Raw genomic sequence first — 20,806 nt, 5'->3', positions numbered from 1 at the left:
CTGACGAGCCCCCTGCATCGAGGGGGCTCTTGTCATCTCAAAGGAGTTTCCATGACCGACGCAACGACCGAACCGGCGCGAACGGACGAACTGACGCAACGTTTCCCCGAACTCGCCGAACTCGATCGGATGGACGACGACCAGCGCATCGCCGCGTTCCGCAGCGCGCTCGACCGGCTCGCGCACGAACTCGACGAAAGCCGCTGACATGCAACGGCTCGACTCACTGCTCGTGGACCTCGGCCTCGTCGACAGCCGGTCCAAAGCGCAACGGCTCATCAAGGCCGGGCGCGTCGTCGTCGACGGCAAGCCGGCGACCAAGCCGGCCATGAACGTGTCCGACGTGTCCGCCATCAGCGTCGACAAGGGCGACGACTACGTCTCGCGCGGCGCGTACAAGCTCGTCGGCGCGTTCGACCTGTTCCGCACCGGCGCCATCGGTGCGCTCGCGAACCTGCGGCCGGGCGTCGACGGCGACGATCCGCGCGTCGGACTGCCCTCGCCGGACGGTCTGCGCTGCCTCGACATCGGCGCGTCGACCGGCGGATTCACGCAAGTATTGTTGCGGCGAGGAGCCGCGCGGGTCATCGCGCTCGACGTCGGCCACGACCAGCTCGACGCGCGCATCGCCGACGACTCGCGTGTCATCCGCATGGACGGCGTCAACATCCGCGACGTGACCGCCGACAGTCTGCCGTACCGGCCGGAGATGATCGTCTCCGACGTGTCGTTCATCTCGCTCACGTACGTGATCCCCGTCATCGCGCGCATCGCCGCGCCCGGCGCGCACATCGTGCTGCTCGTCAAACCGCAGTTCGAGGTCGGACGCGCGGGACTCGGCAAGAACGGCATCGTCGAGGATCCTGCGTTGCGTGAACGCGCGCTGCGCGACATCGTCGCATGCGCGGGCGAACACGGGCTGCATGTGATCGCGACCGCCGACTCGCCGATCGAAGGCACGCACGGCAACGCGGAGTATCTGTTGTACGCGCGGGCCTGAGTACGGCTCAGCCTTGTATGAACTTGTCGATCTGGTCTTCCTTGCCCATGATGATGAGTTCGTCGTTGCGGTGCATGACGAGCTCCTTGGAACCGTACTGGAACTCCTTGCCGGGCGACTTGATGCCGACCACGGTGATGCCGTAGCGCTCGTGCACCTTCGCGTCCTCGATGCTGTAGCCGACCACGTGCGGGGGAGTGTGGATCTTGACGACCGTGTGCGCGCCCTCGATTTCGATGTAGTCGAGATAGTTGCCGGACACGAGATGGCCGACGCGCTTGCCCGCGTCCGTCTCCGCGTTGATGATGTGCCGCGCGCCGATGCGCTGCAGGATGCGCGCGTGCTCCTTCGACACCGACTTCGCCCAGATGTCCGAAATGCCGGCGTCCAGCAGGTTGCCGGTCGTGATGACCGACGCCTCGACGCTGTCGCCGATCGCGACGATCGCCGTGTTGAAGTCGGATGCGTTGAGCTGCTCGAGCGCGAGCACGTCCGTCATGTCGGCCTGCACGGTCGGGATCTGCGACGACCAGCGGTTCACGAGTTCCGCGTCGCGGTCGACGGCGAGCACGTCCTGGCCCATCGCGTCCAGCGTGGTCGCCACCGCGCTGACGAAACGGCCCAGTCCGACGACCAGAATGCTTCTGCCGTTGTTTGCCATGCTGTCTCCTGCCTTGTCTGCGTTGTCTGTGTGGTATCGGCTTTGTCGTTGGTTTGCGTGTGCCTCGCGGAATCCGCCGTCAGCCGACGACCAGCGGTTCGGTCGGATAGCGCACCGCCTCGAGCGCGCGCGGCCGGCTGATCGAATACGCGATCGTCATCGGCCCGAGCCGGCCCACGATCATCGTGATCGCCAGAATAGCCAGCGCGGCCGGATTGTCCTCGCGCGCGACGCCGACCGTGTAGCCGCCCAGCCCGAACGCCGAGCACGCGTCGAACAGCGCGTTCGTGAACGACGCGTCGGCGACGAGCATCAGCGCCATCGACGCGGCGAGCACGAGCATCAGGCACGTCGTGGTGATGCTCACCGCCGTCATCGCGACGTTCGTGTGGATGCGGCGGCGGAACGCGTTGATGTCCTTGTGGCCGGTGAACGACGCGCGGCACACGAGCAGGATCACCGCGAACGTGGTCACACGGATGCCGCCCGCCGTGGACGTGCTGCCGCCGCCGATGAACATGACCGTGCTCATGAACACCTTCGTCGCCTCGCTCACCTGCGGCATCCACGACAGGTCGAAGCCGGACGAGCGCGGCATCACCGCCGCGACCATCGCGTGCCTCAGGCGCGTCTCCACGTCCGCGTCCTTGAACAGGAACGGATTGTCCCATTCGACCGCCAAAAACCATGCGAGCGAGGCCGCGACGATCAGGAACGTCATCGTCAGCGTCACCTTCGTGTGCAGGCTCCAGCGGCGCGGCGGCACGTGCTTGCGCGCGCAGCGCATGAGGTTCAGTAGCACGGGGAAGCCGAGCGTGCCGCAGAATGCCGACATCATGATCGGCATGCCCACGGCCCAGTTGTTCACGTGCAGGCCCGCGCCGTCCGGCGTGAATCCGGCGTTGTTGTACGACATGACCGCGAAGAACAGCGCCTCCCACGCGGTTTTGCTCGTGTCCCCCCTGTTGACCGACCACAGGCCGGGAAACAGCGCCAAAAACGTGATGATCTCGATGACGAACGTGGTGGTGACGACCACGGTGAGCACGCCCTTGATCTCGGACAGCTTCGTCGTGCCCAGCTCGCTCGCGGTGAGCAGGCGCTGCGTGGCCTTCATGTGGTGGTTCACCGCGAGCGCGATCATCGACGCGAACGTCATCACGCCGAGGCCGCCCATCTGCACGGACACGAGCAGCACCGCCTGACCGAACGTGGTCCAGTGCGTCGTCGAGTTGACGATGGAGATGCCGCATGTGGACAGCGCGGACACGGCGGTGAACATGGCCGTCGAGAACGTGGTCGTCTCGCCGCGCGGCGTGGACTGGGGCAGCATGAGCGCGCTCGCCGACAGGACGACGAGCGTCATGAAGTAGATGATGGTCAGGCGCCCGGGATGGGCGGTCATGTGCTGGCGGAACGTGTGCCTGTGGCCGCGGCGCTCCTCGGCGGCGGCCTTTTCGAACGTGTCGCCCGAGAACCACCATGCGTAGCCGCGCGACGCCTCGCGGTTGGCGGAGGATTCGTCGAAGACCGGGTTCGCCATCGTGCTCGCACCCTTTCCTTTCCGCGTCCTTCGCGTGTTCGTGCCGTGTGACGCGCGCCGTGTCGCGCATGCCGTAATGCAAACCGAACGACTATATCACCACTACGAGTGTCCATTGTAATTCGCACGCATGATGCGCTGCGGCGATTCCCGGGGCGATTCATGGCGGGGCCGCGGGCTTTTCGTTGATATGACGCGCGACATGCGAACATGTGTTCGAGAATCGGCCGGATCGGCTAGACTGAAAGGCAGTTGACGGTTCTTCTGCAAAGGGGTGACTATGGCCGGCGTTCGACATGCGGTGGTGGTGACGCACACGCGCCTGCGCGAGAGCGGCACGGTGGTGTCCGAGGCCGTGGAGCAGCTGCGGCAGGCTGGGTTCGAGGTGTCCATCATCGACAACACGGAGGCGCCGGAGTTCGGGTCGCGGCCGCCGGTGGTGCGCGACGACACGGAGATCGTCGTGGTGCTGGGCGGCGACGGCACGATCCTGCGCGCCGCCGAGCTCGTGCACTGCACCAGCGTGCCGATTCTGGGCGTCAACCTCGGCCACGTCGGTTTCCTCGCCGAATTCGAGAGCTTCCAGATGAGCGAGGCGATCCGGCGCGTCGCCGAACACGACTATTCGATCGACGAGCGCATGATCGCGCATGTCGACGTGTGGCTGCCGGGCGCTTCCGCGCCGCTGGAGGACTGGGCGCTCAACGACATCACGCTCGAACGTGCCGACCGCGGCAAGATGGTCGAACTGTCGATCCGCGTGGACGACGTGGAAATGAGCTCGTTCGGCTGCGACGGTGTGATCGTCTCCACGCCCACCGGCTCGACCGCCTACGCGTTCTCCGCCGGCGGCCCGGTCATCTGGCCGAACGTCAAAGCGCTGCAGCTCGTGCCGCTCGCCGCGCACGCGCTGTTCGCCCGCCCGCTCATCATCGGCGCCGGGTCCACGTTCGCCATGGACATCCTCGACGACTCGACGTCCGACGGCTGGATCTGCTGCGACGGCCGCCGCCAGCGCGCCCTGCCGAAGGGCACGCGCGTCGAGGTGCGCCAGTCGAAAGACACGCTGCGGCTCGCCCGACTGTCCGGCGCGCCGTTCACCAACCGTCTCGTCACCAAGTTCGACCTGCCGGTGGTCGGCTGGCGAGAGCAGGCACGCGGGGGAGCGGCCGGGGCCGCGGCCGTGCGGCACGGGCACGTGTTCCCCGAAGGCGTCGGCGAAACGCTTTCCGAACGTGCGGCTGGCGGCGTCGCGTCCAACGCGACAGATGCAGCTGGCTCGGCCAGCGGGAACGGGGATGCCCGCTGATGCTTGAGGAACTGGAGATCCGCGACCTCGGCCCGATCCGGCACGCGCTGCTCACGCCGGCCGCCGGCATGACGGCGATCACCGGCGAAACCGGCGCCGGCAAGTCCATGCTGCTCAGCGCGCTCAAGCTGATTTCCGGCGGTACGGCTGATCCGGGCCGCGTGTCCGCGGGTGCGAAGGAATCGTGGACACAGGGCGTGTTCGCGGTCGGCGGCGACGCTGCGGCTGATCCGGATAGTGACGCAGCCGGCGACAGCTCGGCGGCGACGCGCGATGCCGTGGAACCAGCCGTTGTGTGCATCGCACGCGATGCCGGCGTCGCCCCGCAGGACGGCGAACTGTTCCTCTCCCGCACCGTGCCGGTCTCCGGCCGATCGCGAGCCGTTGTCAACGGACGATCCGTGCCGCGCGCGTTGCTCGGCGATCTGGCCGGCGAACTGGTCACCATCCACGGGCAGGCCGACCAGCTGCGCATCGCCTCGCCCGCACGCCAGCGCGAATTCCTCGACATGGTCGCCGGCGACGAACGCGAGCTCGCCACCTACCGGACCGCGTGGGATGCGCTGTGCGCGATCGACGAACGGCTCGAACGCATGGAGCATCAGGAGGCGTCCGCCCGCCAGCAGGCTGACTATCTGCGCGAATCCATCGAACGCATCAACCGCGCCGACCCGCAGCCGGGGGAGGACGAGGAGCTCAAGGCGAAACGATCCCGCATCGAAAACGCCGCCGACATCGCGCAGGGCGTGTCCGGCGCGCTCGCCGCACTCGACGCGTCGCAGGTGAGCGCAGACGCCGACGAGGCAAGCGCGTCCGAGCTCATAAACCACGCCGTCCAGGCGCTGCGGTCGATCCGCGCCGACGGCGACTTCAACGAGCTCGCCGACCGTCTTGAATCAGTCAACGCCGACCTGTCCGACATCGTCTACTCGCTGGCGCGTGAACTCGACGTGGAGGACAACGTCGACGACCTCGACGAGATCAACGCGCGCATCCACGAACTCGGCGAACTGACCCGGCGCTGGGGGCCGACCCTGGCCGACGTGATCGCATGGCGCGACAAGGCCGTGTTCGACGTGGAGGACCTTGACGCCTCGCCGGAGAAGGTGGCCGAGCTCAAGGCCGAACGGGAACGGCTATTCTCCGACGCGATGGCCGCCGCCGACGCGCTGAGCGAGGCGCGTGAAGCCGCGGCCCGCTCCTTGGCCGCTACGGTGACCGGAGAACTCTCGTCGCTGGCGATGGACGGGGCGGCGCTGAACATCCGCGTCACCCGCCGCGGTGCGGACGGCGGCAACGGCGTCGGCAAAGGCAAGACGCCGACCTGGCCGCTCGACGCGAACGGGCGCGACGACATCGCGTTCCTGTTCACGCCCTACGAGGGCGCTCCCGAACTGCCGATGGGCAAAAGCGCGTCCGGCGGCGAGCTGAGCCGACTCATGCTCGCCATGGAGCTGTCAGCCGCCGATCGGCACGCCGGCAGCGAGGCGCCCATGACGTTCATCTTCGACGAGGTCGACGCCGGCGTGGGCGGCAAAACCGCCGTCGAACTCGGCCGGCGGCTCGCCCGGCTCGCGCGCACCGCGCAGGTCATCGTCGTCACCCACTTGGCGCAGGTCGCCAGCTGGGCCGACGCGCAGTTCGTCGTCACCAAGGAGCCGCCGGACGCCGACGACGACGCGGTCGGCGTCGTCACCACCGTCGCCGCGGTGCAGGGCGACGGGCGTGTGCGCGAAATCGCGCGCATGCTCTCCGGTTCCGAATCCGAAGCGTCGCTCGACCACGCGCGCGAACTGCTCAGCTCGTCGCGACTGGGCGATGCGGCCGATCTCGTCGCGTAGCCGGGCCACGCCCCAGCCCATCCCGTTCCAACGTCGTTCGCCATACCGCCGCCGGACCGCATCGGGGCCATCATCGGCAGCCGCGGCAACCGCACTCAAGGGAGACATCGCATGACCATAGACAACACCGGCAAGGCCGCTATCTTCGACCTCGACGGCACACTGCTCGATTCGATGGGCGTGTGGGATCAGGTCGACATCGACTTCCTCGGCCGTCGCGGCATCGCGGTGCCCGACGACTACATGGCTAAGGTCGCGTCCATGCAGTTCCGGCAGATCGCCGAATACACGATCGCCCGGTTCGGCCTGCCGGACACGCCCGAACAGCTCATGGACGAATGGGACGAAATGGCCCGCGTCGCCTACGCCACCGTGGTCGAGGCCAAGCCGCACGCCGTGGAGTACCTTCGCCATCTCAAGAAGTCCGGCGCGAAGCTCGCCGTGGCGACCTCCCTGCCGCCTGCCCTGCGCGAACCGGCGATGGAGCACGTCGGCATCCGCGGCTTCTTCGACACGGTCGTCAGCGTCGACGACGCGGGCGACGCCGGCAAGGACCAGCCCGACGTCTACCTGCTCGCCGCCTCCCGGCTCGGCGTCGCTCCCGCCGACTGCACGGTCTTCGAGGATCTGCTCGTCGGCGTGCAGACCGCCAAGTCCATCGGCATGACGGTCTGGGCCATGCACGACGACTCCTCCGACGCCGACTGGCCCACCATCTGCGACGCCGCCGACGGCGTCCTCTTCGACTTCGCCGACGCGCCGCAGACCCTGTGACGTGACGTCGGTTCATGTGCCCGACAGGGTGGCGCGACTATGCCCGGGATCGCATGCGGGCGACATGCGAAGGGGCTTCTCCCGGCCTGAATGACCATGATGATCATGGCCGGGAGAAGCCCCGGTAACAGTTGGCTATGAAGTCAGAGAATTGATGATCACAGCGCCTTGGCGGCGGACTCCACGAAGGATTCCATGCCGTCGATCGGCACGACCGTCTTGAAGCGCACGGCGGCGTGCTCGAGGCCGCGCAGCGCGGCCGGAGCCGTGGTGCCGGTCTCGCGCGCGAGCACGTCCATGCACTCGAAGTCGGTGCCGGTCGCGTCGAAGCCGAGCGATTCGTTGACCACGCGCGGGAACTTGTACGGGCTTGCGGTCGCGAGGATCACGCGCGGGGTGAACGGATCGCGCGGCATCTGCTGCGCCACGTAGTACGCGCACGCGGTGTGCGGGTCGATCACGTAATGGTGCTTCGTCCAGCAGTCGGCGATCATCGCGCGCACCTGATCCTCGTCCGCCCAGCCGCAGCCGAACAGGTGACGGATCTTCGCGAGCACGTCGTCCGGGATCTCGTACGCGCCCCACTGCTTGAGATCGTTCATGAGCATGGAGATCAGGCGCGTGTCGCCGTCGGTGAAGTAGTAGAGCATGCGCTCGAGGTTCGACGAGACGAGGATGTCCATCGACGGGGAGATCGTCTGGAAGAACGGGCGCTGGCGGTTGTACGTGCCGGAGGTGAGGAAGTCGAACAGCACGTTGTTCTTGTCGGACGCCACGACCAGATGCTTGACCGGTAGGCCGAGGCGCTTCGCGTAGTAGCCGGCGAGGATGTCGCCGAAGTTGCCGGTCGGCACGACGAACTCGACCTCGTCGCCCACGTTGATGACCTGCTGCTCGAGCAGCTGCGCGTACGCGGAGAAATAGTAGACGACCTGCGGCACGAGGCGGCCCACGTTGATCGAGTTCGCGCTGGAGAGCACGACGTGCGAGTCGGCGGCGAGGCGCTCGGCCAGTTCGCGGTCGCCGAAGATGCGCTTGACCGCGGACTGCGCGTCGTCGAAGTTGCCTTCGACCGCGGCGACGTTCACGTTCGAGCCGGTCTGTGTGGTCATCTGCAGTTCCTGCACCTGGCTGACCTTGCCCTCCGGGTAGAAGACGGTGATCGCCGTGCCCGGCGCGTCCGCGAAGCCGGCCAGCGCGGCCTTGCCCGTGTCGCCGGACGTGGCGGTGAGGATCATGATCTTCTCGTCCGCGTCGCCGCCGGCCGGCGTGGTGCGCGCCATGAAGCGCGGCAGGATCTGCAGCGCGACGTCCTTGAACGCGGAGGTCGGGCCGTTGAACAGTTCGAGGATGTAGTCGTCGCCGACGGGCTTGAGCGGCGTGATGCGCTCGTCCGACCACTGCGCGCCGTACGCCTCGGCGATGCACGCCTTGAGTTCGTCCTCGCCGAAGTCCGGCAGCAGCGCGTGCAGCACGTCGTACGCGATCGCCTGATACGGGCGGCCGGCGAGATTCGCGACGTCGACCTTGGTCTCGCCGAGCGAATCGGTGACGAACAGGCCGCCGTCGTCGGCGATGCCCTTGCGGATGGCCTCCTTGGAGGTCAGCGAGTCGGTGGTGGAACGCGTGGAATGGAACGTGGTCATGGAAACCCTTCGCGTAAGACGAATAACGACGATACCGATCCAGTCTATCGCCCGCGGTGGGCAGGGGAGCGGCGGTTTCCGGATGATGAGGAAACATCCGCGAACATGAGACGGAACCTGTTCGTAACATGCCGCGGGTCTACACTTTGCACAACCGCAACCGCGGAATTATCGGTATTGCTGAAAGGAGCGCAGATGACTGCCTCGCCGCTTGCACAAACCCCCACCGACGCCTTCAACTCGCCGATCGCCGAAACCGATCCGGAGGTCGCCGACATCCTGACCGCCGAGCTGCACCGCCAGCAGGACGGCCTCGAGATGATCGCGTCCGAAAACTTCGTGCCGCGCGCCGTCCTGCAGGCGCAGGGCTCCGTGCTCACCAACAAGTACGCCGAAGGCTACCCGGGGCGCCGCTACTACGGCGGCTGCGAACAGGTCGACAAGCTCGAGACCATCGCCCGCAACCGCGCCAAGGAACTCTTCGGCGCCGAATACGCGAACGTGCAGCCGCACTCCGGCGCGCAGGCCAACGCCGCCGTCTATCAGGCGCTCGTCAAGCCCGGCGACACCGTCCTCGGCCTCGCGCTCGACCACGGCGGCCACCTCACCCACGGCATGAAGATCAACTTCTCCGGCCGCTTCTACCACGCCGAAGCGTACGGCGTGAACCCGGAGACGTTCCGCATCGACCCGGAGATCATCCGCCAGCGCGCGCTCGAAGTGCACCCGGCCATGATCATCGGCGGCTGGTCCGCCTACCCGCGCATCGAGGACTTCAAGGCCATGAAGGAGATCGCCGACGAGGTCGGCGCCAAGTTCTGGGTCGACATGGCCCACTTCGCCGGCCTCGTCGCCGCCGGCCTGCACCCGAGCCCGGTCCCGTACGCCGACGTCGTCTCCTCCACCGCGCACAAGACCCTCGGCGGCCCGCGCTCCGGCTTCATCCTCGCCAAGGAGGAGTACGCCAAGAAGCTCAACTCCGCCGTCTTCCCGGGCCAGCAGGGCGGCCCGCTCATGCACGTCATCGCCGGCAAGGCCGTCAGCTTCAAGGTCGCCGGCACGCAGGCGTTCAAGGACCGCATGCAGCGCACCCTCGACGGCGCGAAGATCCTCGCCGAGCGCCTGACCGCCGACGACGTGAAGGCCAACGGCATCTCCGTGCTCACCGGCGGCACCGACGTGCACCTGGTAATGGTCGACCTGCGCAATTCCGAGATGGACGGCAAGCAGGGCGAGGACCTCCTCGCCGCCTGCGGCATCACCATCAACCGCAACACCGTGCCGTTCGACCCGCGCCCGGCATCGGTCGCCTCCGGCCTGCGCATCGGCACCAGCGCGCTCGCCACCCGCGGCTTCGGACCGAAGGAATACGAGGAGGTCGCCGACATCATCGGCACCGCGCTCGCCGCCGGTCCGTCCGCCGACGTGGACGCGCTCAAGGCCCGCGTCGACAAGCTCGTCGAGGACTTCCCGCTCTACCCGGGCCTCGATCAGGTCCACTGATCCGGGTTCCCGACGCGTTCGTACGTCGTCGTCGGCGGCGTGACGCTCACGTAGTGTTCAAGGCTCCCCTGGATACGGGGGAGCCTTGCTGTTTTTGGTTTGCATGCCGGGTTTGCGCGCCGGATGCGCTAAGGTGGGTGGGTATGACGAATGGTGAAGAGGCCCGCGTGTCCGCGGCCGTGTTCGACGCGGTATGCGCGAAGGCCGATGCGGCGGCCCGCGCGCAGAAGACGCTGGCGCGCGCGAACGCCGAGGCGAAGAACGAACTGCTGAATGCGATCGCCGACGCGCTTGACGCTCGCGCCGACGAGATCGCCGGCGCCAACGAACTCGACATGATCGCATCGCGCGACGCCGGCATGGACGCCGGCAAGCTCGACCGGCTGCTGTTCGACGTGCCGCGCGTGGCCGCCGCGGCGCAGGGCGTGCGCCACGTCGCCACGCTGCCCGACCCGATCGGCGAAATCGTGCGCGGCTACAATCTGCCCAACGGGCTGCGTCTGCAGCAGACGCGCGTCCCGCTTGGCGTCATCGGCATGATCTACGAGGCGCGCCCGAACGTCACCGTCGACGTCGCGTCGCTGTGCCTCAAATCGGGCAACGCGGCGATCCTGCGCGGCGGGCACGCGGCCGAACGCACCAACGCGGCGACGCTCGCGATCATCCGCGACACGCTTGTCGAACACGGCTTCGACCCGGCGCTCGTCGACACGGTCGACGAATACGGCCGCGACGGCGCCACCGCCATGATGGAGGCCCGCGGCCACATCGACGTGCTCGTGCCGCGCGGGGGAGCGGGGCTCATCCAGGCCGTCGTGCGCAACTCCAAGGTGCCGGTCATCGAAACCGGCGCCGGCAACGTGCACATCTACGTCGACCGGTCCGGCGACCTCGACAAGGCGATTCCGATCATCATCAACGCGAAGACGCAGCGCGTCGGCGTGTGCAACGCGGCCGAAAAGCTGCTCGTCCACCGCGATGTGGCCGCGCGGTTCCTGCCGGCCATCGCACGAGCGCTCGCCGAGGCGAACGTCGAACTGCACGCCGACGACGACGCGTACGGCATCATCGACAAGGCCGGCATCGACGGCGTGAACCTGCTCGCCGCGACCGACGAGGACTGGGACACCGAGTACCTTGCACTGACCATGGGCGTCAAGGTCGTCGACTCGCTCGACGAGGCGATCGAGCACATCAACGCGCATTCCACCGGCCACACCGAATCGATCGTCGCCGAGGACTATTCGGCCGTCGAGGAGTTCACGGGCCGCGTCGACTCGGCCGTGGTGATGGTGAACGCCTCCACGCGATTCACCGACGGCGGCGTGTTCGGCTTCGGCGCGGAGCTCGGCATCTCCACGCAGAAGATGCACGCGCGCGGACCGATGGGCCTGCGCGAAATGACCACGACGAAATGGATCGGCTACGGCACCGGCCAGGTGCGCGGCTGACGGCGGGCGCGGGCCGGAACGTCCGTGCGCAACGACCATGACGGGAGGATATCGACGATGAGCGAAACGAACGAAACGCCGCAGGCGACGGCGCTGCCGACGGAAGGCGACATGGCGGCTCGCCCGGACGCGCACGGCGTGCGGAACGAGCGGACCGCGCAGGATGCCGCCGTGCCGACGACGGACGCCGGCACGCCCATCACCGACCTGCGTCCCGACATCGACCTCGACGACCCGCGGCTGGGACTGAAGATCGCGGCCGAACGGCTCAGCATCGTGCGCTACGTGTTCCTCGTGCAGATCGAGGACGGCATCGCCTCCGCCGGTCAGCGCGCGTCGCTCGAATACGCCGACGCCGTGCTCATCGGCTGGCCCGACGAGCATTCCGACGAGGTCGTCGACCTGAACGACGACCAGCTGAGGACCGTGGTCGAGCAGATGCAGATGATGGAGCAGTACATCGGCAAGTTCAGCGCGATGGAACGCGCCGGCGATGTGGACGGCATGACCGACACGCTGATCCGCGTCACCGAGCGCGTCGCCGAGGTGCGCCGGCTGTACCAGCCCGATTTCGCGCTGCCCACGTTCGCGGAGATCCGCCGCGTCGTGCAGGACGAATGGGACGAGGACATGGGCAAGATCGACCCGCAGGAATCCGATCCGACCGCCGGCGAGATCGCGCGCGAATCCGCGGAGGAGGACCGCCAGCAGGAGGCCGAGGCGTGAGCGAGGAACTGACCCGGCGCATGTCCGACCTGTCCGACGAGCCGGCCGACATGCTGGCCCCCGGCGCCGAACGGCGGCGGCTGTCCACGCGCGGCAACCTGCACGCCCGCCCGCGCATCGGCATCATGGGCGGCACGTTCGACCCGATCCACAACGGGCACTTGGTGGCCGCGTCAGAAGTGGCGTGGGTGTACGACCTCGACGAGGTGCTGTTCGTGCCCACCGGCCGGCCCGTGTTCAAGCTCGACAAGAAGGTCACCAACGCGGAGGACCGGTACCTGATGACCGTGATCGCCACCGCGTCGAACCCGAAGTTCACCGTCTCGCGCGTCGACATCGACCGTCCGGGCGTCACGTACACGATCGACACGCTGCGCGACATCCGCGCCCAGCACCCGGACGCCGAACTGTTCTTCATCACCGGCGCGGACGCGGTCGCCGAAATCATGCAGTGGAAGGACGCCGAGCACATGTGGGACCTCGCGCACTTCGTCGCGGTTACGCGTCCCGGCTATTCGTCGCCGGACGGCGTCAAACTGCCCGAAGGCAAGGTCGACACGTTGGAAATCCCCGCATTGGCGATCTCCTCGACCGACGTGCGCCGCCGCGCCGAACACGGCGAGCCGGTGTGGTATCTCGTGCCCGACGGCGTGGTGCAGTACATCGGCAAGCACGGGTTGTACCGGTAGCTTTCCGCCGGCCGACGCGCCCGGCATGCGGACGGGCGTCCGCGGACGCGAACACGCGCCGGCCGCCGGTCGGCGCGGACGGTTACTATGAGGGCAGTCACTTCAACGAAGCCGAACGTTTGGAGATATGGTGAGCGCAATCCTCGAAGGGAAGCCCGATAAAAACCTCATCCTGGTGACTGGTCGCACGCATCCGAAGCTGGCGGCGGACGTCGCCGAACAGCTGGGGATCGACGTTCTGGAAACCACCGCATATGATTTCGCGAACGGCGAGATGTACGTGCGCTACACCGAATCGGTGCGCGGCGCGGACGTGTTCGTCCTGCAGTCGCATTCCCTGCCGGTGAACAAGTCCATTATGGAGCAGCTCATCATGATCGACGCGCTCAAGCGCGCCTCCGCCCGCTCCATCACCGCCGTGTGCCCGCTGCTGGGCTACTCCCGTCAGGACAAGAAGCACCGCGGCCGCGAGCCCATCTCCTGCCGTCTGGTGTTCGACCTGCTCAAGACCGCCGGCGCCGACCGCATCATGAGCGTCGACCTGCACGCCGCGCAGTCGCAGGGCTTCTTCGACGGCCCGGTCGACCATCTGATCGCCATGCCGGTGCTCGTCGACTACATCCGCGACCGTTTCATGAACCAGCTCGACAACGTCACCGTCGTCTCCCCGGACGCCGGCCGCATCCGCGTGGCCGAGCAGTGGGCGCAGCGCCTCGGCGGCGGCCCGCTCGCGTTCGTGCACAAGACGCGCGACATCACCCGCCCGAACCAGGCGGTCGCCAACCGCGTGGTCGGCGACGTGGCGGGCAAGGACTGCGTGCTCGTCGACGACCTGATCGACACCGCCGGCACGATCGCCGGCGCCTGCCACGTGCTCGCCGACGCGGGCGCCAAGTCCGTGACCGTGGTCGCCACGCACGGCGTGCTCTCCGGCCCGGCCATCGAACGGCTCAAGGGCTGCGGCGCACGCGAGGTCGTGCTCACCGACACCGTGCCGATCCCCGAGGAGAAGCGCTGGGACGGCCTGACCGTGCTGTCGATCGCGCCGCTGCTGGCCAGCGCCATCCGCGCCGTGTTCGAAGACGGCTCCGTGGCCGAGCTGTTCGACACCTACCCGGAGCATCACGGACAGGGCTTCCTGTTCGCCTGAGCCGCTTCGGCCGCTTCGGCTGGTCCGTGCCGATCGCACGGCAAAGCCGATTTGACGTGGCCGGGTCTTATGGCATAATGAACACTTGGCGGAAATTCCGGTTTCCGCCGGTCCCCCATGGTGTAATGGCAGCACACGGGTCTTTGGAACCCTTTGTCTTGGTTCGAGTCCAGGTGGGGGAACTCGCCAGTCGCCCGGCTTGCGCGTCCTGCGGAACAACCGCGGACGGGCAAGCCGGGCGTTCTTGTCTGGCCAACGGTTTCACCGGCGCGCGTGGGCGCCCGGCACGAACAGAATGGGAGATTCCCGATGGCACTATCCGCCGCAATCATCCTCGCCGCAGGCGAAGGCACCCGCATGCGCTCCGCCAACCCCAAGGTGCTGCACACCTTCGCGGGCAAGACGTTCCTCAACCGCGTCATGGACTCCGTCGCCGCGCTCGAGCCCGACACGCTCGCCGTCGTCGTCCACTATCAGGCCGAACGCGTCGCCGCCGCCGCGCGCTCCTACCAGCCGAACGTCGAAATCGTCAACCAGGACGACATTCCCGGCACCGGACGCGCCGTGCAGTGCGCCATGGCCCAGCTCGAAGCCGAGCACAAGCTCAATGGCCACGTGCTCATCGCCGCATCCGACATGCCGCTGCTCGACGCCGAAACGCTGCGTGGCCTCGTCGCCTTCCACGAGCAGAGCGGCAACGGCGCGACCGTGCTCACCACCATCCTCGACGACCCGACCGGATACGGCCGCATCATCCGCGACCGCGACGGCCACGTGCTGCGCATCGTCGAGCAGCGCGACGCCAACCGCAGCGAACTGGCCGTGCAGGAGGTGAACACGTCCGTGTACGTGTTCGACGCCGAACTGCTCGGCCGCGCCATCGCCGACCTCAAATCCAACAACGCGCAGGGCGAGTTCTACCTGACCGACGCGCTCGAAACCGCGCGCTCCGCCGGCACGGTGGGCGCCTTCACCGCTCCCGACCCGCTGAGCGTCGAAGGCGTGAACAATCGCGTGCAGCTCGCCGCGCTCGCCAAGGCGCACAACCGCCGCGTGTGCGAGGCGTGGATGCGCTCCGGCGTGACCATCCTCGACCCCGACACCACGTGGATCGAAGACGACGTCGAACTCGCACGCGACGTGACCGTGCTGCCCGGCAGCTTCCTGCAGGGCCATACCGTCGTCGGCGAGGCGGCCGTGATCGGCCCGTACACGACGCTCATCGACGCGACCGTCGACGCGGAAGCCGTCGTCGAACGCTCCCGCGTGCAGGAATCGCACATCGGACGCGGCACCAACATCGGACCGTGGACCTACCTGCGCCAGGGCAACGACTTCGGCGAAAACGCCAAGGCCGGCGCCTTCGTCGAAATGAAGAAGGCGCACATCGGCAACGGCACCAAGGTGCCGCACCTGAGCTACGTGGGCGACGCCGAACTCGGCGAGCACACCAACGTGGGCGGCGGCACCATCACCGCCAACTACGACGGCGTGCACAAGAACCGCACCAAGATCGGCTCCGGCGCGCACATCGGCGCCGGCAACCTGCTCGTGGCTCCCGTCGAGGTCGGCGACAACGTCACCTCCGGCGCGGGTTCCGTGATCCGCCACAACGTGCCGAGCGACTCCATGGTCTACTCCGAGAACACGCAGCACGTCGTGGAGGGCTGGAAGCCCAAGTGGGAGCGCTGAGATCGGGCCTGCGCGCCGCATCGCAACGTCCGACGCATTCGACACATCCGACACACCAACAGAAAGAGAACTGATTTGACCGCAGCGCAGAATTCGATCGACGCCATCCGCATCGCCGCCGAAGCGGCGGACCGGCTCAAGGCCACCGACATCGTCGCCTACGACGTGAGCGACCTGCTCGGCATCACCGACCTCATGCTCGTCGCCACCGCGGCGAACGAACGTCAGGTGCTCGCCGTCGCGCAGGAAGTCGAAAAGGACCTGTATCTCAAGGACGGCAAGCGCGACCCGCGCTCGCGTGAAGGCTTGACCGAAGCGCAGTGGGTGCTGCTCGACTACGGCGACTTCATCGTGCACGTCATGCACGAGGACGCCCGCGACTTCTACCGTCTCGACCGCCTGTGGAAGGACTGCCCGACCGTCGACCTCGAGTTGGCGCACCCGGAAACCAGCGGAACCGCCGAGTCCGCGGAACCGGCCGACGCCTGACGCGCACACGGCTCCCCTCAACGCGAGGGGAGCCGTTTCGTTTCCGCTCCGGTCATCGCGCAACCATCGTCAATCCCCATACGGGACATCTCCGTACAGGACGCAAAGGAACACACCATGAACGCAACCAACCACGTCCGTTCCATCACGCTCGTGCGCCACGGGCGCACCGCATACAACGCGCGGCACTGCTTCCAGGGCCAGATCGACATTCCGCTCGACGAAGTCGGCCGCTGGCAGGTCGCCCAGACCGGCGCCGCGCTCACGAAGCTCTACGTCGACGGCCAGCCGGACGGACGCCGCCAGCTCGTCGTCGCCTCCGACCTGAGCCGCGCGGCCGCCACCGCGCACGCCTTCGCCGATCCGCTCGGACTCGAGGTGCATCTCGAACCGCGCGTGCGCGAACGCAGCTTCGGCCAGTGGGAGGGCCTCGAACTGGCCGAACTCGAGCGCAAGTATCCCGAGGACTACCGTTCGTGGGCGGAATTCCGCGGCGGCGAGCTCAAATACGGCGCCGAACCGAAGGCGCACGTTGGCGCGCGCGGCGCCGAGGCGATCGACGACTGGGCGCACCGGGCCGGCGATGACACCGATCTGTTCATCTTCTCGCACGGCGCATGGATCATGCAGACCACGCTCACCCTGCTCGGGTCGTTCGTCGCGCACCCCGACTTCGCCGATATGCTGTCCATGCGCAACGCGCACTGGGCGCGCTTCGTGCCCGCCGACATGCCCGACGGCACGCTGCGCTGGCGCATGGTCGACTACAACCACGGCCCCGCGCTCGCCGACACCGACCAGTGGGAGCATCCGGCGCTCTGACCGCGGGCGTCTTGACGGGACGATTTGACGGGACAAGCATGACCGTAAAACCACGGTGACGGCCTTATGCTGGAGACGACGGCATTCGCCCGACGCAAGGAGAGTCGCGATGACCAACGATCCGAACCTCAACACGATCTGGTGGCAGGTGTATCCGCTCGGCTTCACCGGCGCGCCCATCCGCCCGCAATCCGACGCCGAACGCGCGGTCACGCCGCGGCTCGACATGATTACGTCGTGGCTTGACTATCTCATCGACCTCGGCGCGAACGGACTCATGCTCAATCCGGTCTTCGTGTCCACCAGCCACGGCTACGACACCGTCGATTACTACCGCATCGACCCGCGCCTCGGCGACGACGCGGCTTTCGACCGGCTCGTCGCCGCCTGCCACGAACGCGGCATCCGCATCATGCTCGACGGCGTGTTCAACCACGTCGGCCGCGAATCGGCGCTGTTCCAACGCGCGCTCGCCGGCGGCGATCCGGGCGCGGAGCGCATGTTCCGCATCGAACGCGACGCGACGACCGGCAAGGCGACCGACTACGCGAAATTCGAAGGTAACGGCGACCTGCCGTCGTTCAACCACGACGATCCGGCCGTGGCCTCGCTCGTCGGCGACGTGATGCGCCACTGGCTGCGCCGCGGCGTCGACGCGTGGCGGCTCGACGCGGCCTACGCCGTGCCGCCCGCGTTCTGGACGCGCGTGCTGCCCGACATGCGTTGCGAATTCCCGCACGTATGGTTCATGGGCGAGGTCATCCACGGCGACTATGCGGCCATCGCGAGCGAATCCGGCATGGACTCGGTCACGCAGTACGAGCTGTGGAAGGCGATCTGGAGTTCGATCAAATCCGGCAACTTCTGGGAACTCGACTGGAGCCTCAAACGGCACAACGCGTTCATGCGCGCGTTCACGCCGCTCACGTTCGTCGGCAACCACGACGTGACGCGTATCGTCAGCCAGATCGGCGAGGCGGAGGCGGCCGTGGCGATGGCCGTGCTGCTGACCGTCGGCGGCGTGCCGAGCCTGTACTACGGCGACGAGCAGGCGTGGCGCGGCGTCAAGGCCGACGCGATGGGCGGCGACGACGCGGTGCGGCCCATGTTTCCCGCCGCGCGAGACGGGCTCGGCCACGACGGCGAGTGGATGTTCCGTTTGCTGCAGGGGCTGATCTCGATCCGCCGGCGCAATCCGTGGATGACGCGGGCCGTGACCGAACCGACCAACGTGAGCAACCGCGCGTACTCGTACGACGTGGTCGGCACGGGGGAGGACGCCGGGCGGCGACTGCACGTCGATTTGCGCCTTGGCGCGAAACCGACCGCCGACATCAGCGAGAACGGCGCGAACCTGTACCACGTCGAGCACTAGGCCTTTGCCGGACTTAGCGTGACGGGTCCTGACTATCCCTCAGTCACTGCGTGACAGCTCCCCTGACAAGGGGAACCGAGAACAATAAGAACGCAGCAGTTAAAGTCCGGCAAAATACCAGGCCGAACAAACTGGTCGGACCGACCCGTATACTGTTCTGGGCCGTTTTCACGCGGCCGCACTCCGCAGCATCGCACGACGCGATCGAAACAGAGAAGAGCAGTATGAGCCAGTCCGACATCGACACCGTCACCGGCAAGACCGCAACGGACGCGACGCGGCAGTCGCGATCCGCGCAATCGGCCGACGCGGCATCCTCCGCAGCCGCCGAACCGAACGCAACCGACCATCATCGCAAGCACGCGCTGCACACCAACCTCAAACGCGGCATGGAATCGCGGCACCTGCAGATGATCTCGCTCGGCGGCGTCATCGGCACGGGCCTGTTCCTGAGCTCCGGCTACACGATCCAGCAGGCCGGACCGATCGGCACGATCCTCGCATACGGCATCGGCGCGCTCATCGTGTACCTCGTCATGCTCACGCTCGGCGAACTGTCCGTCGCGATGCCCGTGACCGGCTCGTTCCACGTGTACGCGGAACGGTTCATCGGCCCGGGCACCGGATTCGTGATCGCCATCCAGTACTGGCTCACGTGGACGGTGGCGCTCGGCTCCGAATTCACCGCCGCGGGCCTGCTCATGCAGCGATGGTTCCCGCACACGCCCACATGGATCTGGTCGGCGGCGTGCATCGTGCTCATCTTCACCGCGAACGCGCTGTCCGTGCGCTTCTTCGCCGAAGCCGAGTTCATCTTCGCGTCGATCAAGGTGTTCGCGATCTGCGCGTTCATCGCCATCGGCCTGCTCGCGATCTTCGGCATCATACCGATCGCCGGATACGAGCACGCGCCCATGTTCGGCAACCTCGTGCGCGACGGCATCTTCCCGAACGGGTTCATGCCCGTGTTCGCCACGATCCTCACCGTCAACTTCGCCTTCTCCGGCACCGAGCTCATCGGCGTGACCGCCGGCGAGACGCGCGACCCGGAAACCGCCGTGCCCAAGGCCATCCACACCACGCTGTGGCGCCTCGTGCTGTTTTTCATCGGTTCGATCGTGGTCATGTGCGCGCTCATCCCGTGGCGTGAGGCCGGCGTGGGCGAAAGCCCGTTCGTGCTCGTGTTCAACTCGATCGGCATCCCGTACGCGGCCGACATCATGAACTTCGTGGTCCTCACCGCCGTGCTGTCCGCCTCCAACTCCGGCCTGTACGCCTCCACGCGCATGGTGTGGTCGATGGGCAACGAGGGCATGATCCCGCGCTGGTTCGCCAAGACCAACCGCCGGGGAGTCCCGATGCTCGCCCTGTGCGCGGCCATGGCCGGCGGCCTGCTGGCGTTACTGAGCTCCGTGATCGCCGCGTCCACCGTGTACCTGGTGCTCGTGGCGCTGTCGGGCCTGTCCGCGGTGGTGGTGTGGATCGCCATCGCGTACTGCCAGATCGTGTTCCGCCGCCGGTGGATCGCCGGCGGGCATGCCGTCGACGAGCTCAAATACCGCACGCCCGGCTACCCGTACACCTCGTGGGGCGCGTTCATCCTGTGCACGGCCTCGTTCCTGCTCGTGTTCTTCGACAAGGAGCAGCGGTTCGCGCTCGTCGCCGAGCTCCTGTTCATCGTCGTGTGCTATGCGGCCTACTTCGTGCAGGCGTGGTGGCGCAAGCGGCATCCGGCCGAACCCGAACTGCAGCTGCCATAGCCTTTGCCGGCTCCTGGCGGCTTTGACGATTACCGACAAAGCCAGTTCGACCGGGAGTTTGACGATCGAGAGGCTAAATTCGCGCATTGCACGGTTCGGTTTGACGATTGAGAGGCTGTGCGCCGCGCATATGGCGTCAGCGGCGACGCATCGTGTGACGGAAAACCGCGATATGGCGTCGCTGAAGGGCCGATAATGTCGGCCTGAATGCCTCTCGATCGTCGAACTGACCTGTGCAGAAGCAGGAAACAGCCTCTCAATCGTCAAACATCGGGCACCAAACGCGGCGACTATCATGGAGACCGAAGAGGTGGTTGCCATGATGCGGTTGTTCCACAGTACGACTGTCGGTGACGGCGGCGATGATGCCGCCCG

18 protein-coding genes and 1 tRNA gene are annotated in these 20,806 nt (G+C 67.2%); 16 read left to right on the top strand and 3 right to left on the bottom strand.

Features of this window, described 5'->3' with window-relative positions; genetic code table 11:
* Nucleotides 1–51 precede the first annotated feature (51 nt).
* The gene (locus tag KIH79_RS01620; RefSeq protein WP_219057788.1) at nucleotides 52–207 is read left to right on the top strand and encodes a hypothetical protein; all 156 of its coding nucleotides are present in this window, start codon (nucleotides 52–54) and stop codon (nucleotides 205–207) included.
* A gap of 1 nt (nucleotide 208) precedes the next feature.
* Entirely contained in the window at nucleotides 209–1,000 is a 792-nt protein-coding gene (locus tag KIH79_RS01615) for a TlyA family RNA methyltransferase (RefSeq protein WP_219057787.1), read from the top strand.
* 7 nt (nucleotides 1,001–1,007) lie between these two features.
* Here the strand turns inward: KIH79_RS01615 and KIH79_RS01610 are convergent, their stop codons facing one another.
* Together KIH79_RS01610 and KIH79_RS01605 are read right to left on the bottom strand one after the other, a co-directional pair.
* Complete coding sequence (locus KIH79_RS01610) at nucleotides 1,008–1,661, bottom strand: potassium channel family protein (RefSeq protein ID WP_219057786.1); 654 nt, start codon at nucleotides 1,659–1,661, stop codon at nucleotides 1,008–1,010.
* A gap of 79 nt (nucleotides 1,662–1,740) precedes the next feature.
* Nucleotides 1,741–3,204 carry a TrkH family potassium uptake protein gene (locus KIH79_RS01605; protein WP_219057785.1) on the bottom strand — a complete coding sequence of 488 codons (1,464 nt, stop codon included), beginning with the start codon at nucleotides 3,202–3,204 and terminating at the stop codon, nucleotides 1,741–1,743.
* Between the two features lie 280 nt (nucleotides 3,205–3,484).
* On the opposite strand from KIH79_RS01605, the gene KIH79_RS01600 reads away from it, so the two are divergent.
* The 3 genes from KIH79_RS01600 (at nucleotide 3,485) to KIH79_RS01590 (ending at nucleotide 7,128) form a co-directional block, all read left to right on the top strand.
* A complete protein-coding gene (locus tag KIH79_RS01600; RefSeq protein ID WP_236023525.1) occupies nucleotides 3,485–4,513 on the top strand; it encodes an NAD kinase in 1,029 nt (342 codons plus the stop codon).
* Complete coding sequence (gene recN, locus KIH79_RS01595; RefSeq protein ID WP_219057784.1) at nucleotides 4,513–6,354, top strand: DNA repair protein RecN; 1,842 nt, start codon at nucleotides 4,513–4,515, stop codon at nucleotides 6,352–6,354. The genes KIH79_RS01600 and recN overlap by 1 nt, the downstream gene beginning before the upstream one ends.
* Nucleotides 6,355–6,465: 111 nt before the next feature.
* Nucleotides 6,466–7,128, top strand: a complete 663-nt coding sequence (locus KIH79_RS01590; protein WP_219057783.1) for an HAD family hydrolase — start codon at nucleotides 6,466–6,468, stop codon at nucleotides 7,126–7,128.
* A gap of 158 nt (nucleotides 7,129–7,286) precedes the next feature.
* Here the strand turns inward: KIH79_RS01590 and thrC are convergent, their stop codons facing one another.
* On the bottom strand, nucleotides 7,287–8,774 hold the full coding sequence (gene thrC, locus KIH79_RS01585) for a threonine synthase (protein ID WP_219057782.1): 1,488 nt from the start codon (nucleotides 8,772–8,774) through the stop codon (nucleotides 7,287–7,289).
* A gap of 195 nt (nucleotides 8,775–8,969) precedes the next feature.
* Between thrC and glyA the strand changes: the two genes are divergently transcribed.
* From glyA to KIH79_RS01530, 11 genes are all read left to right on the top strand, one after another.
* On the top strand, nucleotides 8,970–10,277 hold the full coding sequence (gene glyA, locus KIH79_RS01580) for a serine hydroxymethyltransferase (RefSeq protein WP_033493228.1): 1,308 nt from the start codon (nucleotides 8,970–8,972) through the stop codon (nucleotides 10,275–10,277).
* Nucleotides 10,278–10,420: 143 nt separating this feature from the next.
* The gene (locus KIH79_RS01575; RefSeq protein WP_219057781.1) at nucleotides 10,421–11,728 is read left to right on the top strand and encodes a glutamate-5-semialdehyde dehydrogenase; all 1,308 of its coding nucleotides are present in this window, start codon (nucleotides 10,421–10,423) and stop codon (nucleotides 11,726–11,728) included.
* A gap of 57 nt (nucleotides 11,729–11,785) precedes the next feature.
* Entirely contained in the window at nucleotides 11,786–12,454 is a 669-nt protein-coding gene (locus KIH79_RS01570) for a phosphoribosylglycinamide synthetase (RefSeq protein ID WP_236023524.1), read from the top strand.
* 20 nt (nucleotides 12,455–12,474) lie between these two features.
* A complete protein-coding gene (nadD, locus tag KIH79_RS01565) occupies nucleotides 12,475–13,143 on the top strand; it encodes a nicotinate-nucleotide adenylyltransferase (RefSeq protein WP_219057876.1) in 669 nt (222 codons plus the stop codon).
* Between the two features lie 127 nt (nucleotides 13,144–13,270).
* Nucleotides 13,271–14,293, top strand: coding sequence for a ribose-phosphate diphosphokinase (locus tag KIH79_RS01560; protein WP_219057780.1), 1,023 nt, complete (start codon nucleotides 13,271–13,273; stop codon nucleotides 14,291–14,293).
* A 111-nt stretch (nucleotides 14,294–14,404) separates the two neighbouring features.
* Nucleotides 14,405–14,475 (top strand) — tRNA-Gln (locus KIH79_RS01555).
* 127 nt (nucleotides 14,476–14,602) lie between these two features.
* Nucleotides 14,603–15,985: a bifunctional UDP-N-acetylglucosamine diphosphorylase/glucosamine-1-phosphate N-acetyltransferase GlmU gene (glmU, locus tag KIH79_RS01550; protein ID WP_219057779.1), complete on the top strand. Its 1,383-nt coding sequence runs from the start codon at nucleotides 14,603–14,605 to the stop codon at nucleotides 15,983–15,985.
* 75 nt (nucleotides 15,986–16,060) lie between these two features.
* On the top strand, nucleotides 16,061–16,474 hold the full coding sequence (gene rsfS / locus KIH79_RS01545) for a ribosome silencing factor (protein ID WP_219057778.1): 414 nt from the start codon (nucleotides 16,061–16,063) through the stop codon (nucleotides 16,472–16,474).
* A 117-nt stretch (nucleotides 16,475–16,591) separates the two neighbouring features.
* Entirely contained in the window at nucleotides 16,592–17,296 is a 705-nt protein-coding gene (locus tag KIH79_RS01540; RefSeq protein WP_219057777.1) for a histidine phosphatase family protein, read from the top strand.
* Nucleotides 17,297–17,405: 109 nt separating this feature from the next.
* On the top strand, nucleotides 17,406–18,671 hold the full coding sequence (locus KIH79_RS01535) for an alpha-amylase family protein (RefSeq protein ID WP_219057776.1): 1,266 nt from the start codon (nucleotides 17,406–17,408) through the stop codon (nucleotides 18,669–18,671).
* A 224-nt stretch (nucleotides 18,672–18,895) separates the two neighbouring features.
* Nucleotides 18,896–20,431 carry an amino acid permease gene (locus KIH79_RS01530; protein WP_338023102.1) on the top strand — a complete coding sequence of 512 codons (1,536 nt, stop codon included), beginning with the start codon at nucleotides 18,896–18,898 and terminating at the stop codon, nucleotides 20,429–20,431.
* Nucleotides 20,432–20,806 lie beyond the last annotated feature (375 nt).

Source organism: Bifidobacterium miconis (genome assembly GCF_019331735.1).
GTDB classification, from domain to species: domain Bacteria; phylum Actinomycetota; class Actinomycetes; order Actinomycetales; family Bifidobacteriaceae; genus Bifidobacterium; species Bifidobacterium miconis.
This window is presented reverse-complemented; position numbering and strand designations above follow the sequence as displayed.